We start from the raw sequence: 15,969 nt of genomic DNA, 5'->3' as shown, positions 1-15,969 counted from the left end.
CTACCCGGTGGAGGCGGCATAGGCATCGAGGATTTCCGCTAGACGGGCGGGGCGGCTCAGGGCCGGAGTGTGGCCGCCGTCGATCTCGTCGGGGGTGATGCCGAGGCGTTCGGAGGCGACCCGGCGCAGGTAGGCGGGCGGGAACAGGCGGTCGTCGCGGCAGAGCAGCACCCTCGTCGGCACGTCCGGCCAGGCCTTCAGCGGGGACGGCTCGGACATTCGGGTCTCGGACTGGCGCGACGAGCGGCGGACCGCCTCGGCGGCCAGATCCGGTGGGACGTCCTGGTAGAACAGGGCGATCTCGTCGTCGTACCGGTCCCAGGCCTCCTCGGCGTAGCCGGTGGCGGTCCAGTAGTCGGCGGGGGCCTCGCCCGGCAGCGGGATCATGGCGGCGACCAGGACGAGCATCCGCACCGGGAGGCGGCCGCAGACCAGCGGGGCGACGAGGCCGCCCATCGACTGGGCGACGACGATCAGATCGGTACGGTCGCCGGCCGCGGCCGTGACGGCGTCGGCGTACTCGGGCAGCCCGGCGGTGTCGTCGTCGCACGGCAGATCGGGCGCCACCGTGTCGTGGCCCCGTTTCCGGAGCTCGGCCTCGACGAGATGCCAGTACCAGCCGACGTCACCGGCGCCGTGGATCAGTACGAAGGTGGCCATCGGTCCAGGTTATGACGCTCGGCGCAGTTGTCGTAGCAAACCGTCCATGGTGGTGGCGAGTCCCCGGAGGCGGGTCAGGGTGCCGGTCACCTCGGCGGAATCGGGGCGGTGGGTGGCGTTGTAGTCGAGCCAGTCGCCTTGCGCTCGCACCCAGCCGGCGAACACCCACGGCTCCGGGGGCACCTGGATCTCTCTGCGTACGGCGTACGCCTGAATGGTCTTGAAAAAGGTCTCGGGGTTGCCGTCGGACCAGTCCAGAGCCAGCGCGACCGCCTCGTGCACGGCCGGGATCGGGCCCGCGGCGTCCCAGTCGAGCGCCAACAGCGTGCCGGCCGGGGCGCGGAGAGTGTTCTTGCGGTCCAGGTCGCGGTGGCTGTCCACGATGAGCAGCCGATCGGGGCCTTCACCGACCCGTTTCGCCAGGTCGGCCAGATCGTGGTCCCAGTGCTCCGGAATCCGGCCGAACTCCGGCGCGGGGGCCGGGCGGGGCCGGCCGGCTTCATGGATCCGTGCGAGCAGGCCGGCCGCGTCGTCCTCGCCGGTCGCGTGCGTGCCGTCGACCCAGCGATGCACCCGGAACAGGGAGCCGTCGACCCCGGCCAGCGCGGTTCCGGTCGCCGGATCGGGGATCGGCTCCGGCATCGGCACGCCCGCCGTCCAGGCGCCACGTTCGACCCGGTAGGCGGCCTCCACGTTGGTGACGAAGTCGGGGTGGCCGGCGTTCACGATCATCCGCTTGACCGCGAAGACGCCGGTTGTGGTGGTGATGCGCCACAGCTCGTTCGAAAGGCCGCCGGCTACCCGGACCGGCTCGCGAGTCACGCCACCGAGGCCGAACCGCCGGGTCACCTGATCCCAGTCCATGACCCGCATCATGGCCCACTGACTCTCCCCTCGGGGAGAGATGATGGAGTGATCATCATGGAATTCGAGGACATGCGGGTGGTGGTCACCGGAGCCGGCCGTGACACCGGGCTGCTCCTGGCCGAGGCGTTCGCGGCGCGCGGTGCCCGGGTCTATCTCTCCGCCCGTGATCAGGGCGTGGCTTCCCGGGCCGCCGACGTGATCAACCAGCGGGGCGGCCGGGCCGAGGCCTTCCGGTGTGATCTCGCCGATCGACGGTCGGTGCGAGAGTTCGGCGACGCCGTGAACGCGGCGACCGACCGGATCGACGTGCTGGTCAACAACGCGGCGCAGTATCGGGAGGGCGAGATCTCCGATGACGAGGTCGAGCAGATCATCGCCGGTGGCGCCACCGGCACCGTGCTGTTGACGCAGCACCTGCTGCCGCTTCTGCGCCGGTCGGAGCGGCCGGACATCGTCAACATGATCTCCGGCTGTGGGGAGCCGGGAAATCATCGCTCCGCCGCGCATCCCGCCTTCTACGCGGCGAAACACGCGCAGGCCGGGTTCGCCGGGATCCTGTCGCACCGGCTACGGCCCGAGGGGATCCGGGTGATCTCGCTGTTCCCGCCGGATTTCGAGCAGGAGGGGCCACGTACGCCGGGAAGTGCTCTCACCGCCCGATCGGTGGTCGACTGTGTGATGTTCGCGGTCGGCCAGCCCCGGGACTGCTTCATCCGCGAGTTCCGCTTCGAGCAGGTGCGGTGACCGTGACCGGGGGCGTCGTCTTCTTCGATGTGGACGGCACCTTGGTGCCGCGGACCAGCAGCGGTCAGCACCTCGCCGGGCTGCTCGGGCACGCCGATGTGGTGCGGGAGGCGGAGGAGGGTTACGCGGCCGGCCTTCTGACCAACCGGGAGGTGTCGATCGTTGATGCGGAGGGATGGGCCGGGTGGACACCGGCCGAGGTCCGCGGATTCCTCGAATCCATGCCGCTGGTCGACGGGATCGCCGATACGGTCGCCTGGTGCCGGGCACACGATCTGGTTCCGGTGCTGGCGACGCTCGCCTGGGACGGCGTCGGCGGCTATCTGTGCGAGCGGTTCGGTTTCGTGCGGGCGTCCGGACCACGCCTGGAGATCCTGGCCGGACGCTACACCGGCCGTGTCGCGGAGCACTTCGACGAGCAGGGCAAACGCGACTTCGCGCTGAGGGTGGCCGCCGAGTTCGGGGTCGGTCCGAAGGTCTGCGCCGCGATCGGGGACAGCCGCTCCGATCTGCCGCTGTTCGCCGAGGTGGGGCTGGCCGTCGCGTTCAACGCCACGCCGGCCGCGCGCGCCGCAGCCCATGCCGTAGCCGACGGCGCGGATCTGCGGGCGATCCTGAACCCGCTGGCCGCCTGGCTGGCGATCGACGATCATCCGTAGAGCCGCCAGTGTGCCGATCGGTGCGGTGACCGTGTTCGCGGAGCGTTATCGATATCGACGCCCTTGAGTTTGCGCGGGGATAGCAGAGTGGGCGGCATGGCGATCACCAGGACGGATGCGGAAGACCTGGCGCGGAAATGGGTCGAGGACGTCTGCCCGGGTGCCGAACCGGTGCTGTACGAGTTCGCCCGCGGCTGGGTCATCTCCGCCCGCAGCCGCACCCGCGGCGGGCACGGGCCACCCAGCATGATCCTCGACCGGGACACCGGGGAACTGGTGATCGGCGGCACGCTACCGCCCGCCAACCTCGCCGCGTGGTACATGCGCGACTTCCGGCCCGCGCCGGCTCCGGCCGGGCCGCGACGTCACCCGGCGACGATGAGCCGGCTCACCATCGCGGGCCGCGGCCGGGTCGCGCTCAGCCTGCGCTCCGACACCGACCAGCCGCTGCATCCCGCGGTGGCCACCTTCTTCGGCACGATGCCCGCCCACCATCGCGAGCGGGGGGCCGAGCGGAGTTCGGAGGCCGTGGTGTTCTCCGAACTGTTCCACGCCGAGGAGAACGGCCGACGTGCCGCCGGGCTGCCCCAGATCGCCCTGCCCGAGCTGCGCGAACTCGTGCGGGGCGCGCGATTGGAGACCTACCGGATCCGGGAGGACGGCGATCCGCTCAGCGGCAGCCGGCTCCGGTCCGGGCTGCCCGTCCTGCTGTTCCTCGACCATCTCGGGCTGGGCCCCGACGCCGCCGCGCAAGGCCAGGAGGGCCTTCTGCCCCGGTTCGTTCCCGGGCCGGACCCGGCCGCCGCCTCCGGCCCGGCGTCGTCGTGGGGTTTCAGCGACGAGGTGGCCGAGGTCCTGCGGGGCGCGGGCTGGTCGGCGGAGCGCCGGATCCCCAACCATTCGGGGTACGGCGTGAGCCATCGGATCTTTCCGGCGGCGTCACGGGCGCTGGCCGAGTTCGCCGGCCTGTACGTCACACAGGACGGGGCCGGGGTGGCGCTGCGGCGGCGGATGTTCGCCGTCGACCCGTCCATGGCGGCCGAGACCGTCGAGACACTGGAGGCGTTCGGGCAGGTCCTCGGGGTGCCGCTGTTCCCGCTCGGGGTGGAGGGCGACGGCGAGGCAGTCCTGGCCATCGACGAGCGGGGCCGGGTGTTCTCCCTGGACCATGGCGGGGAGTGGTATCTCGGCGCGGACATGGGTGCCGCACTCACCACGCTGGTCACCGGCACGCTGCCGCCCCGGGTCCACGACGACGGCACCTGGTAGGCGCCGCGCCTACCCCTGCCGATCGGGTGGGCCGGCCGCCGGGTCATCCTCGGATGACGTGCGATCGGCGCCGGGTGCAGGGAGGCCGCTCTCGGATGGCGTGCGGGAGGCGCGGGACGTGGGGGAGCCGAAGGAGGAGCGGGCGCGGCCCCATCGGGCCAGGAGTTCGAACGCGTCCAGGATCATCGGGGGTCGCCGTCCGGGTGGGTGGCCGCCAGGTCGGCGAGCGCCTGCAGGGCGGCGGTGTGGGGTTCGAAGTAGCCGTCGTGTCCGTCCACGTCGTCGCAGGGCAGCGGCAGCGCACCGAACTCCGGGTCGGAGGGCAGCCGGCCGTGGCCGAGTCCGAGGATCCGCACACCCGGGACGCGGCGGATCCAGTCGCCCGGGGCGGCGCAAGCCCACACCCGGGCGCCGGTACGCAGGCCGGATCGATCGGGGACGCCCATGCCGGGGCTGCCCAGCGCGACGATGTCGGTCACCTGCGCGGGCAGGCCGGGTGCGGCGAGACCGGCCACGATGGAGCCGTAACTGTGCCCGACCACGACGATCGACCGGCCGGTGTGGCCGAGCACCAGGCCGTCGGTGAACCGCTGGAGGGCCAGCGCCCCGGTGGCCGCGCGATCCTCCCGTACGGTGTCCCGGCCCATGCCCTCGGGCGGGTCGTATCCCAGCCAGGCCACCACGGCGACCCGCGCACCCGGTTCACCGGCCCGGATCCGGTCGTGGAGCTGACGGGCCTGCCACGCGGGCGCCCGGCGCTGGACACCACCGAGACCGGTGTCGAACCCGGCCAGATCGGTGTCCACACCCGGCACCAGGATCACCACGCGGTCGGCGGTGTCCAGATCGCCCAGCACCTCGATGACGCGCCCGTCGGCGGAATCGTCGTACCCGAGGATCTGCCGGTCCGCCGCCTCCGGATGGTCCAGCCGGTTCGCCAGGTAGCGCAACCGGGTCGGCACGCCGTCGAGGTTGCCGGTGATCTGCGGGAAGCGGCGGGCGAGCGCGGTGGCGTCGGCCGGTGCGAGGCCCGCGAAGAAGGCGGCCACCCGGGCCGGGCCGGCGGTGACGGGGTCGGGCGGAGCGAGCGGATCGGCGAGCCAGGCGGCGGCCCCCACCGGGGTCTCCGGCGGTGTCGCGCGGGCCGGGCCGAGCATGGAGCCGCCGAGGAGGACCAGCCCGGAGAGGGTGGCCGTGAGGATGGCTCGGTGCGGGGTGACCAGACGGCGAGGCATGCCGTTCAGCCTGGTCAGCGCCGGGTTCCGGCGCAGTCGGGCGAGCCCGCTCCCGATGGTGCGGAAAACCGGCCATCCGCGCGGCAGGTAACCCCATGGCGCCGGGTTGCGCCGAACGGGAATGCTGACTGGCGATGAGAAGGATAGTGACCGCCATCATCGAGCCGCAGTCGTGGCGAGAGGTGGCCTACCTGTTGCTGGTGCTGCCGATCGACCTGGTCAGCGCCGTCCTGTTGCTGTTCGGGACCCTGGTCGGCGCCGTTCTCTCGGTCACTCCGCTGGGGCTGTGGCTGCTGGCCGGGGTGCTGCGGGCCGCCGCGGGCCTGGCTGCCGGACGGCGTGGGCTGGCCGCGCGACTGCTCCGCGAGAAGGTGCCGGCACCGGATCGGTCACCGGCCACCCCCGGTGCGTTCGGGTGGCGGCGGGCCGTGCTCAGCGACCCGGCGGGCTGGAAGGCCCTTGGCTACCCGCTGGCCAAGGTGGTGGTGGCGCCGCTGTCGTTGCTGGTCGGTGCCGGCTTCTACACGTACGGATTCGCCACGTTGACCTTCTACCCCCTTCAGGAGCACGACTTCCAGGGGTGGGTGCCCGTCACCTGGTTCTTCGGGCTGGTCATCATCCTGCTCGCTCCCTGGATGGTGCGGCTGGTCCTGTTCGGCGAGCGGATGCTGATCCGTGGGCTGCTCGGCCCGAGCCGGTCCAGCCAGCGGATGAGCGATCTGCGGGAGTCCCGGGACCGTGCGGTGAAGGACGCCGACGTCACCCTGCGGCGGATCGAGCGGGACCTGCACGACGGGGCCCAGGCCCGGCTGATCGGGGTGGGGATGCACCTGGCGATGGTCCGGGAGCTGATCGCCGCCGACGCGTCGCCGGAGAGTGTCGCCCAAGCGGTCGACACCGCGCAGGACACCCTCGCCACGGCGGTGTCCGAGCTGCGCGATCTGGTCCGCGGGATCCATCCGCCGGTGCTGGACAACGGCCTGGACGCCGCCCTGGCCACGGTGGCGGCCGGCAGTCCGGTGCCGGTGACGGTCGAGGTCGGCCTGCCCCGGCGGCCACCGCCGGCGGTGGAGAGCATCGCCTACTTCACGGTGTGTGAGCTGCTCACCAACGCGGGACGGCACAGTGGGGCGACCGCCGCTACGATTCGGGTCGATCTTCGGGGGGATGTTCTGCGGCTGCGGGTTCACGACGACGGGCGAGGCGGCGCCTTCCTGCGGGCCGGTGGTGGGCTCGCCGGGCTGTCCGAGCGGATCCGGGTCGTCGACGGGCGGCTGTCGCTGGAGAGCCCGGCCGGCGGGCCGACCACCGTCACCGTCGAGATCCCCTGCCCAGAGAGGCCGTGACGAGACATGCGCATCGTGATCGCCGAGGACTCCGCGATCCTTCGGGAGGGCCTCGCTCAGCTGCTGACCGTTCGGGGGCATGAGGTGCTCGCCACGGTCGAGGATGTTCCGGGGCTGTTCGAAGCGGTTGCCGCGGAGCCGCCCGACGTGGCGATCGTGGACATCCGGATGCCGCCGAGCCATACCGACGAGGGCCTGCGCGCCGCGGTCCGGCTCCGTCGTGAATGGCCCGGCACCGGGGTGCTGATCTTCTCGCAGTACGTGGAGACGGCGTTCGTGGCCGAGCTGCTGGCGAACGGCTCCGACGGGGTCGGCTACCTGCTGAAGGAGCGGGTCGCCAAGCTCGACGACTTCGTGGACGCCCTGCACCGGGTGGCGGCCGGCGGCACCGCCCTCGACCCGGACGTGGTCACCCAGCTGTTCGGCCGTACCCGGCACCGGGATCTGCTCGCCGAGCTCACCCCACGTGAGCGGGAGGTGCTGGCGCTGATGGCGCAGGGGCGCACCAACACGGCGATCGCCGCCGCGATCCGGGTCACCGAGCGGGCGGTGGAGAAGCACGTCACGAACATCTTCAACAAGTTCGACCTGCCACCGTCCGACACCGACCACCGCCGTGTCCTGGCCGTCATCCGCTACCTGCAGAACTGACTCCGGCGTGGCGGGAGCGCCACGCCGGAGTCGTAAAGGGATCAGCCCTTGAGGCCGTGCTCGATGGCCTCGATGATGCGCGGGCGCAGTTCGGCGGTGCTCACGATGGCGTCGACCGAACCGACCTCGACCGCCCGCTGGATGCTGTGGACACGGTCGAACTCGGCGGCCACCTCACCCAGTTTCTCGGCCCGCACCGACTGCTGGACCTCGGCCAGGCGGGCGTTGAGCGCGGAACGCTCGGCGCCGCCCGCCACCGCGACCTGGGCCTGCAGGGAGCTGACCCGCGGGTCGTTGGCGGTGCGGTTGTTGACCTCGCCGGAGAAGACCACCGCCGCGGCCGGGGCGCCGCCCAGCACCGAGGCGAACGAGCCCTCCAGGGCGAGCACCGTCATGTTCGGGTTCAGGGCCTTCGAGAAGACCACGAACGCGCCGCCGTGGTAGCGGGAGATGACGGTGAAGACGATCGGGCCCTCGAAGTTGACGATGGCCCGGCCGATCTCGGCGCCGTACTCCAGCTGAAGGTTGCGCATCGACTCGGGGGAGCCGTCGAAACCGGACAGGTTCGCGAGGACGACCAGGGGGCGGTTGCCGGAGGCGGCGTTGATCGCCCGGGCGGTCTTCTTCGACGAACGCGGGAACAGGGTGCCCGCGGTGTACGTGTCCGGGCCGTCGGTGGGCGGGAAGCCACGCCGGGCCACCGACTTCGACTCGATGCCGATCAGGCAGACCGGGCGGCCGCCGATGTGCGCGTCCTGCACCACCGACGTGTCCGCGTCGGCCATGCCCGCCCACCGCTCCAGCACCGGGTGATCCTGGTCGGACACGGCGCGCATGACCGTACGGATGTCGAAGGCCTTCTTGCGGTCCGGGTTGTGGGCCGCCGAGAAGATCTGCCCGACCGTCGCGAAGTCGCTGCCGGCGACCGTGTGCGGGAAGCCGGAGACGTCCCGGGTGATCGGGTCGGACGTGGTCGCCGGGCGCGGACCGGTCTCGCCGGGCGCGACGTACGTGTGGTCGTAGTGGGCCATCAGTACGTCGCGGGCGGCCGGCAGGCTGGGCGCCCAGTACTGCGCCTGTCCGTTGGGGCCCATCACCCGGTCGTAGCCGCCGATGCCGAAGTTGTCCTCGGCCGACACACCGCCGGAGAAGTCCAGCGACTGCTTGCCGGTGAGCACCATGGCCGAGTCCGGCGTCATCACCAGGATGCCCTTGGTGTGCATGAGCATCGTGGCCTCGGCGTTCCAGTACGGCTGGGCGCCCACGTTGATGCCCGCCACCACGATGTTGATCTCGCCGCCGGCCTGGGTGAACGTGACGATCCGCTTGAGCGCGGCCGCCACCCAGTCCATGTTCTCGGTGCCGGAGGTCATCGAGATCCGGGCGCCGGCGGACAGGGCGAACCACTCCAGCGGCACCCGCATCGTCTCGGCGAGGTCGAGGGCGGCGATGACCCGGGCGCACTCCGGCTCGGACAGCGCGCCGAGCGACTTGGTCGGGTCGCCGAGCAGCACCACGCGGGTGACGCCCTCGGGGTAGCGCTCGGTCGGCGTGGTCACCACACCGGCGACGATCGCGGCCGAGTTCCTCCCCTTCGGCCGGTCGACCGGCTCCAGCACGCCGGACGAGGCGAGGTCGTACTCGGTGAAGCTGCCCAGCAGGCCGGTCAGCTCGTACGGGTACACCGCCCCGCGCCGCGCCGCCCGCAGCACCTTCTGCCGGTAGTCGTCGAGCGGTTGCACCGGCTCGGTCGACGGCTCGCCCACGTGCAGCTGCGCCCCGTTGCCCGGTTCCAGGGTGATCCGCACCGACACCTCGGTGAGCTCCCCGCTGGAGCGCCGCTGCCGGGCGATGAACTGCACCTCTTCGAGGCCCGCGCCGCTGGCGGTCGGCAGGATCCGCTGGACGAGCGCGTTCAGCTCGTCGAGCGAGAGTTCGGTGACCGGCCAGACGTACATCATGATCCGGTTGGTGTCGAACCGCTTGTTCTGCGGACGCTGCGCCTGGATGTTGCGGATCGCGTCCAGGGTGAGCGTGACGCCCTGCTCCAGTGCGGGCAGCGCGACCAGGCGGCCGTCGGTCTCGCGCAGCGCGGTGAGGTCGCGCACCTGGTACATGGCGATCAGCCGCTCGTCGGCCGGGTTGCTCTTGGCGACCGCCTTGAACAGGTACATCTCCTCGTCGGTGGAGGGGAGCCTGGTCAGATCGAACTCGCGGAGCCGTTCCAGCTGGAGGCGCAGCGCGATCTGCGGGTGCAGACCACGGATAAGACGATCCTCCGTGAAATTGCCCGAATTATCGCGACGGAAGGTGAAGTGGTGGTGCATGACCGCGCCACTCGTGCCCGCGACCGTCGTGGTGACCCGCCGGACCCTGGCGACCGGAAGCGAGGCGAACAGTGAGTTGAGGTGGTGCGCCATCTCCTCGGTGGACGGCTGCGAGTCCCAGGCCACGTAGATGTCGGCCACGTCGGCGTCGAGGGGACCGAGCGCCGCGAGCGAATCCGACAAGTCGGAAATGTCGACGGCGGTGGCGGCCACCCGCGTCACCCGGTCAGCAGTATGTGACGTCGTGACGAAACGGATGTTCCCGACCGACCGCGGCTCGAAGGACGTCAGCCCACGATTGTCGTAGTACCGCCGCGTCAGCACCTCCAGCAGCGGAACATGGTCCCGCCCGGGCCGCCCGATCCGCTGCCCCAGCAGCCGGACCAGCGGCTCGGAACAGGCCATCATGGTCTGGATCCGGGCCGCCCGGTCCGGGGCGTCCGGGTGATGGTCCAGGTGCCGCAGATCGGCGCGGACCGAGGCGTAGACCTCGGCCCGGGTACGCCGGAGCAGCGGCTGCGCGTACCACCGGAACACGATGCCCCGGGCCAGGTCGGACACCGACGGGAAGCGCACCTGCGTCGCCTCGATCAGGTGCTCCAGCGCGATGCCGGACCGCTCGAACAGCGGCTCCAGCGGCGGGTTCCCGGCGATCCACCGGCGCAGGATCTCGGTCACGATGCCGACGCTCGCCGCGGACCGCTGGAGGGCCAGGAAGATCCGGAAGACCGCGTCCTCCAGAGCCGGCGTACGCTCCAGCCCGTCCACCCCGTAGTGGGCCAGCACCCGGGTGAGCCGGTCCTGGAAGCCCTGCGTGACCCCGGCCCGTTCGGCGTCGAGGCTCTGCAGGTAGGTGTGGAAGTGCTCGCGGGGGCTGTGCACCGCGTCGCCCGGCTCGGGGTTCCAGTCCTCGCCCGGCTTGTTGCGGCTGAGTTCCAGCAGATCGGCGGCGATGGTGAGCAGCTCGATCTCGCCGGCGAGCGGCCGGTGGCCGAGGTCGCCGCGCGCCGCCAGGTATTCCTTGACCGCGGCCGTGTCGACGTCGTAGCCGAGCAGCAGCGCCCGCAGATCCTCCAGCCCACGGTCCGCCGAGTGGCCGGACGCGACGGGCAGTTCGATCTCGACGGCGGCGCCCGCGTCGGCGGCCTCCTCGGCGGCGGAGTCGTCCAGCGGCTCCAGGCGCATCAGCGGCGCGCCGGTCTCCACCTGGCTGCCCACGGCCACCGGGCACTCGCGTACCCGTGCCTTGAACGGAGCCCGCAGCACGTTCTCCATCTTCATGCTCTCCAGCACGAGGATCGGCGCGCCCGCCTCCACCTCGTCACCGACCGCCAGCGGCGTGGCCACCACCAGGGCGGGGGCGGGGGACCGGACCACGCCGCCCTCGTCCCGGCTGACCCGGTGGGTGACGCCGTCCACCTCGATCGTGTGGATCGGGCCGTGCGTGGCCGTGACCAGCCGGAACCGGTGGCCGTTGACCAGCATCTGGCCACTGTGCGCGTCGAAGCGGTCGCTGACCACGTCGGCGTAGGAGAAGTCGCCGCCCGCCGAGATGCCGACCCGGAACCGCTTGGCGCCCAGCCGGGACACCTGCACCCGGTAGCCGACGCCGCGCAGTTTCAGGTCGAGCGGACGGCCGCTGTCGTGCTGCACCTGCGGACGGCCACCGTGGGCGGTGGTGAGCAGCCGCTGCCGGGAGACGTCCTCCTCGTCCTGGTACGCCTCGATGCCGGCGGCGGCCAGCGCGATCGCCGAGTGCCGGTGGCTGACCAGCCGGCCCTGCGCGCGGACCCGGTCGATCCAGCCGGTGTCGGCGGAACCGTCGATCACCTCGGGCTGGCCGAGCAGGTCCAGCACGAAGCTCTTGTTGGTGGAGCCGCCCTCGATGATGACCGTGGTCTCGGCCATCGCCCGGCGCAGACGGCCGAGCGCCTCGTCACGGTCCCGCCCGTACGCAATGATCTTGGCGATCATCGAGTCGAAGGCCGCCGGAATGGTGTCGCCCTCGCTGACCCCGGTGTCCACCCGGATGCCCGGGCCGGCCGGCAGTTCGAGGCGGGCGATGCGGCCCGGCGACGGCGCGAAGTCGCGGTCCGGGTCCTCGGCGTTGAGCCGAGCCTCGACGGCGTGCCCCTGCTCGGGCGGCTGCGCACCGGTCAGCTTGCCGCCGGACGCCACGTGCAGCTGGAGTTTCACCAGGTCGGTGCCGGTGGTGATCTCGGTGATCGGGTGCTCGACCTGGAGGCGGGTGTTCACCTCCAGGAAGGCGAACAGCTTCTCACCCGGGTGGAACAGGAACTCGACCGTGCCCGCGCCCCGGTAACCGACGGCCAGCGCCAGCCGGACCGCGGACGCCTTCAGCTCGGCGGCCTGTTCCGGCGCCATCACCACCGAGGACGACTCCTCGATGATCTTCTGGTTGCGCCGCTGCACCGAGCAGTCACGGACACCGAGCGCCCAAGCGGTGCCCTGCCCGTCCGCGATGACCTGCACCTCGACATGCCGGGCGCCGGTCACCAGACGCTCCAGGAACACGACGCCGGAGCCGAACGCCCGCAGCGCCTCCTGACTCGTCCGCTCGTAGGCGTCGGTCAGATCCGCGCCCGAGTCGACCCGGCGGATACCGCGGCCACCGCCACCGGCGGTCGCCTTCAGCATGAGCGGGTAGCCGATCTCGTCACCGGCGCGCAGCGCGTCCTCCAGGGTCGCGACCTCGCCGCGACTCCACGGAGCGACCGGAACGCCGACCTCCTCGGCGATCAGCTTCGAGCCGATCTTGTCACCGAGCTTGCGCATCGCCTCCGCGCTCGGCCCGACGAACGTCACCCCGATCCGGTCGCACAGTTCCGCGAACACCGGATCCTCCGCGACGAAACCCCAGCCCACCCAGGCCGCGTCCGCGCCGGTCGCCCTCAGTGCCTCTTCGAGGAGGCCATGATTGAGGTACGGGCGGGCAGCCGCCGGCCCCAGCGAGTACGTGACGTCGGCCGCGCGCACGAACGTCGCGGTGCGGTCCTCATCGGTGTAGAGGGCGACCGTCTCGATCCGGGTCCCGGTCTCCGCGGACAGATCCCGTACGGCGTGGATGAGGCGCATCGCGCTCTCTCCACGGTTGATGATCGCGACACGCCTGAACACTTGCCGAGCCTCCCTGCAGCCCCGTCAGATTCCTTCGCCTCAACCCTCTCGGCTACTGTCCGGTCGAGCCATACGCCGGATCATGCATGTCGGGCACCGTGTTTTGTAGGAATCCCACAAACAGCGTTGTGCCTGATGGCCAGACCGGGGTGCAATAGTTCGATCGTCCAGACCCGGATCCGATGCACGGCCCATACCGAGAGCAGCGGAAACACTATCCCGCACAGTCGGGTGTCCGCGGCCCCTGTCGATACCCCTCAACCCGGCGGCCCGCTCACCCTGGGTGCCTTCACTTAAAGGCCAAAACTCGCTTTTCGTACGCTTCGCGCACCCCACAACCGCAAGTTCCCCGCCCCGTGACCCGCCACGCGGCCTCCCGGCGGTTCCAGGCCCCCAACGCGCCCGCCGGCTGAATCGCGGCTCCTTCGCGTGAACCGGTGGATGCCGCCGGTCAGGGTCGCGCCCACCCGCCCAGCTTGCGGTCACCCCTTGCCGGTCCGGCGCCGTGGTCACCCAACTCCCGGCCGTGACGCCGGTCACCGGGGGTGGGTGGTCCCGGTCTCGCTTCCCAGGCGCCCGGGTTGCCCGCTCTCGGCCGTTGCGCCGGTCACGGCAATCGTCATCCGCGGTTCCGTCAGGCCCGGTGGCCGCACACGGAAGCCGCCACGTGCGCGGTCACCACCGCTGTAGACCAGGTAGGCGATCACAACATCGCCAGCGTGTGCGCTCACCCCGCCCTGCCGCCGTGACGATCACCCACCCGGCGGCTTTCGTGCGCGCTCACCCCCGCAAACCCGACCAGCCGGAACACCCTGTGAGCGAGAAACCCCGTTCGCCGGCCCTTGTGGAACATCGAGGTGGCCAGCGCAGCACCAATCTTCCACGCGCCGCCACGCACCACTGCCATGGTCACGGTGAGTAACTCCCGGCGGCGCGACTGACGTCAACCGCCGCCACCCACCCGCCGCGACCGGCGCAACGGCCGGGAGAGGCAACCCGGGTGCCTGGCGATCACCACCGTAACCACCCGCTCGGCGTGACTGGCTGGGCAACCCGGGTGCCGGGGCGGCGGGAACGCGACTATTCGCCCAGCGTGACCGGAGGCCGGGCGGGTGAACCTGCCGTGACCGGCGGCAGGTACCGGTGGCGGCGACTGGGCCGGCCTGCCCGGCCACCGATCTGAGCCCGGCGGGCGCGGCACGGTCTGGAGTGGCAGGTGCTCGCGTGGCAGGGCGGGACGGGGTGGGTTGCGGTTGACGACGGCGCCGGGCGTACCGGAAAGGTTCTGGGGGAATGCCGGACCGTGACCGGAGCGCCGTACCGGCCACTCACCCGGCCGGGGCGCGCAGCCAGTCGTAGATCTGCCGGAAGGTCTCGGGGCCGGGCACGTGGCCGCCGGCGTACCGGTGTTCCCGCGCTCCGGGGATGTTCTCGAGCAGCCACCGGGCGTGCTCGCCCGGCACGTGAGGGTCGTCGCTGCCGTACCAGACGCCGACCGGAACCGTCCCGTCCGGCATGGCGAAACCCCAGGGCCGGGCGAAGGCGATCTTGTCGTCGACCCAGCCGTCGTAGCTGTCGGTGAAGGTCGCCCGTAACCGTGCCATGGCCTCCGGATCGTCGCGGGCCGGCCGCCCCGGCGGCATGCCGGGCATCTCCGGCCCACCGGCGGCGACCCGGTCCATGATGTCGCGGGAGATCCGTTCGAGTTCGGGCCGCAGGGTGCGCTCGTCCGGCGGGTCCGCCGGTTCGGACGGCCGGATGCCGGAGAGCACGGCGCACCGGGTCACCCGGTCGGGCAGCAGAGCGGCGCAGGCCAGCGCATGCGGTCCGCCTCCGGAACCGCCGAACACGGCGAACCGCTCCCAGCCCTGCGCGTCGGCGAGCGCCCGGGCGTCCCCGGCCGCGTCGGCGACGCTGCGCCCGGGGCGGCGGGTCGAGCCGCCGTAGCCGGGGCGGTCCGGCATCAGCACCCGTACGCCGGCGCGGTGCATCGTCTCGATCTGGTCCGGCCGTCGCCAGCGGGTGCTCGGGGTGCCGTTGTGCGCGATGACCGGAGTGCCGTCGGCGGGACCGTAGACGCAATAGCGCAGCACTCGCCCGTTGATGTCGAGTGACTGATCAGCGCCCACCGCGCCATCCAACACCCGGAGCCGGCGATGATCAATGATCCGGTTCCGGTGCGGAAACCGGCGGCGGGCGATCGGTGGATCGCCTACCGTCGCCGGCTATGACCGAGACGATGGTGACCGCCGGGCCTCTGCGACTGTGGACGGAACGGACCGGGGATCCGGGTGACCCGGCCGTCCTGCTGATCATGGGGTCGTCGGCGCAGGGCTTCACCTGCCCGGACGCGCTGGTCGGCCGGCTCGTCGACCGTGGGGTGCAGGTGATCCGGTACGACCATCGTGACACCGGGCTGTCCAGCGTCGTCGACTTCGACCGGCATCCGTACGGGCTGTCCGACCTGGCCGCCGACGCGCTGGCGATCCTGGACGCCTACGGGCTGCCGTCCGCCCACATCGCCGGGGCGTCGATGGGCGGCATGATCGCGCAGTGGCTGGGTGTGCACGCGCCGGACCGGGTGCGGTCGCTGACCCTGCTCTCCACCACCCCGATGGGCGCCCGCCCCGGCGACCTGCCGCCACCGGACGACCGCTTCCGCAAGCACCTCGCCGCCACGGCCGGGACCCGGCCCGGTGTGGAGTCCGATGTGGCCCTGTTCCGGGTGATGAACGGCGACGTCCGCCCGTTCGACGAGCCGGCCTGCCGGGCGATGCTGGAACGCTGTTGGGCCCGGGCGGTCGACCCGTCGGCGGCCGCTCATCACGGGCCGGCCTGTCAGCGGGACAGCCCGGACCTGCGCACGCCGCTGTCCACGGTCACCGCACCGACCGCTGTCGTGCACGGAGACCAGGATCCGGTCGTCACGCTCGCCCACGGTGAGGCGCTGGCGGCCGCGATCCCGCACGCCGAGCTGCACGTCGTACCGGGGATGGGGCACGTCTACTGCTCGCCGGGACTTCCGGAACTGCTCGCCGACCTGGTTCGGCTCTGAGTTTGGCGGAGTCGTGCC

11 protein-coding genes are annotated in these 15,969 nt (G+C 71.8%); 6 read left to right on the top strand and 5 right to left on the bottom strand.

The features are described 5' to 3' along the window. The gene (locus BJ964_RS37520) at positions 1-660 is read right to left on the bottom strand and encodes an alpha/beta fold hydrolase (protein ID WP_188125087.1); all 660 of its coding nucleotides are present in this window, start codon (positions 658-660) and stop codon (positions 1-3) included. A 9-nt stretch (positions 661-669) separates the two neighbouring features. Beyond that, complete coding sequence (locus BJ964_RS37515) at positions 670-1,524, bottom strand: phosphotransferase (protein ID WP_188125086.1); 855 nt, start codon at positions 1,522-1,524, stop codon at positions 670-672. Between the two features lie 57 nt (positions 1,525-1,581). Between BJ964_RS37515 and BJ964_RS37510 the strand changes: the two genes are divergently transcribed. The 3 genes from BJ964_RS37510 (at position 1,582) to BJ964_RS37500 (ending at position 4,199) form a co-directional block, all read left to right on the top strand. After that, complete coding sequence (locus tag BJ964_RS37510; RefSeq protein WP_188125085.1) at positions 1,582-2,271, top strand: SDR family oxidoreductase; 690 nt, start codon at positions 1,582-1,584, stop codon at positions 2,269-2,271. Next, positions 2,268-2,930, top strand: a complete 663-nt coding sequence (locus BJ964_RS37505) for an HAD family hydrolase (RefSeq protein WP_188125084.1) — start codon at positions 2,268-2,270, stop codon at positions 2,928-2,930. The genes BJ964_RS37510 and BJ964_RS37505 overlap by 4 nt, the downstream gene beginning before the upstream one ends. A 96-nt stretch (positions 2,931-3,026) precedes the next feature. Next, positions 3,027-4,199 carry an SUKH-3 domain-containing protein gene (locus BJ964_RS37500; protein ID WP_188125083.1) on the top strand — a complete coding sequence of 391 codons (1,173 nt, stop codon included), beginning with the start codon at positions 3,027-3,029 and terminating at the stop codon, positions 4,197-4,199. Between the two features lie 182 nt (positions 4,200-4,381). Here BJ964_RS37500 and BJ964_RS37495 read toward each other — a convergent pair whose 3' ends face one another. Continuing rightward, positions 4,382-5,434, bottom strand: coding sequence for an alpha/beta hydrolase (locus BJ964_RS37495; protein ID WP_229806670.1), 1,053 nt, complete (start codon positions 5,432-5,434; stop codon positions 4,382-4,384). 134 nt (positions 5,435-5,568) lie between these two features. Here BJ964_RS37495 and BJ964_RS37490 point away from each other — a divergent pair, with 134 nt between their 5' ends. Further along, positions 5,569-6,780 carry a sensor histidine kinase gene (locus tag BJ964_RS37490; protein WP_188125082.1) on the top strand — a complete coding sequence of 404 codons (1,212 nt, stop codon included), beginning with the start codon at positions 5,569-5,571 and terminating at the stop codon, positions 6,778-6,780. Positions 6,781-6,786: 6 nt separating this feature from the next. Next, positions 6,787-7,431 (top strand): response regulator transcription factor, encoded by a 645-nt coding sequence (locus tag BJ964_RS37485; protein ID WP_188125081.1) that lies wholly within the window; start codon positions 6,787-6,789, stop codon positions 7,429-7,431. 41 nt (positions 7,432-7,472) lie between these two features. Here the strand turns inward: BJ964_RS37485 and BJ964_RS37480 are convergent, their stop codons facing one another. Beyond that, complete coding sequence (locus BJ964_RS37480) at positions 7,473-12,896, bottom strand: ATP-binding protein (RefSeq protein WP_188125080.1); 5,424 nt, start codon at positions 12,894-12,896, stop codon at positions 7,473-7,475. Between the two features lie 1,328 nt (positions 12,897-14,224). Continuing rightward, the gene (locus BJ964_RS37475) at positions 14,225-15,025 is read right to left on the bottom strand and encodes an alpha/beta fold hydrolase (RefSeq protein ID WP_188125079.1); all 801 of its coding nucleotides are present in this window, start codon (positions 15,023-15,025) and stop codon (positions 14,225-14,227) included. A gap of 98 nt (positions 15,026-15,123) precedes the next feature. Here BJ964_RS37475 and BJ964_RS37470 point away from each other — a divergent pair, with 98 nt between their 5' ends. Beyond that, entirely contained in the window at positions 15,124-15,951 is an 828-nt protein-coding gene (locus BJ964_RS37470; RefSeq protein WP_188125078.1) for an alpha/beta fold hydrolase, read from the top strand. The last annotated feature ends 18 nt before the right edge of the window (positions 15,952-15,969 follow it).

Origin of the sequence: Actinoplanes lobatus (assembly GCF_014205215.1) — a bacterium.
Taxonomy (GTDB): Bacteria; Actinomycetota; Actinomycetes; order Mycobacteriales; family Micromonosporaceae; genus Actinoplanes; species Actinoplanes lobatus.
Note: the sequence above shows the minus strand (reverse complement) of the source record. Positions and strands in the feature narration are given on the sequence as shown.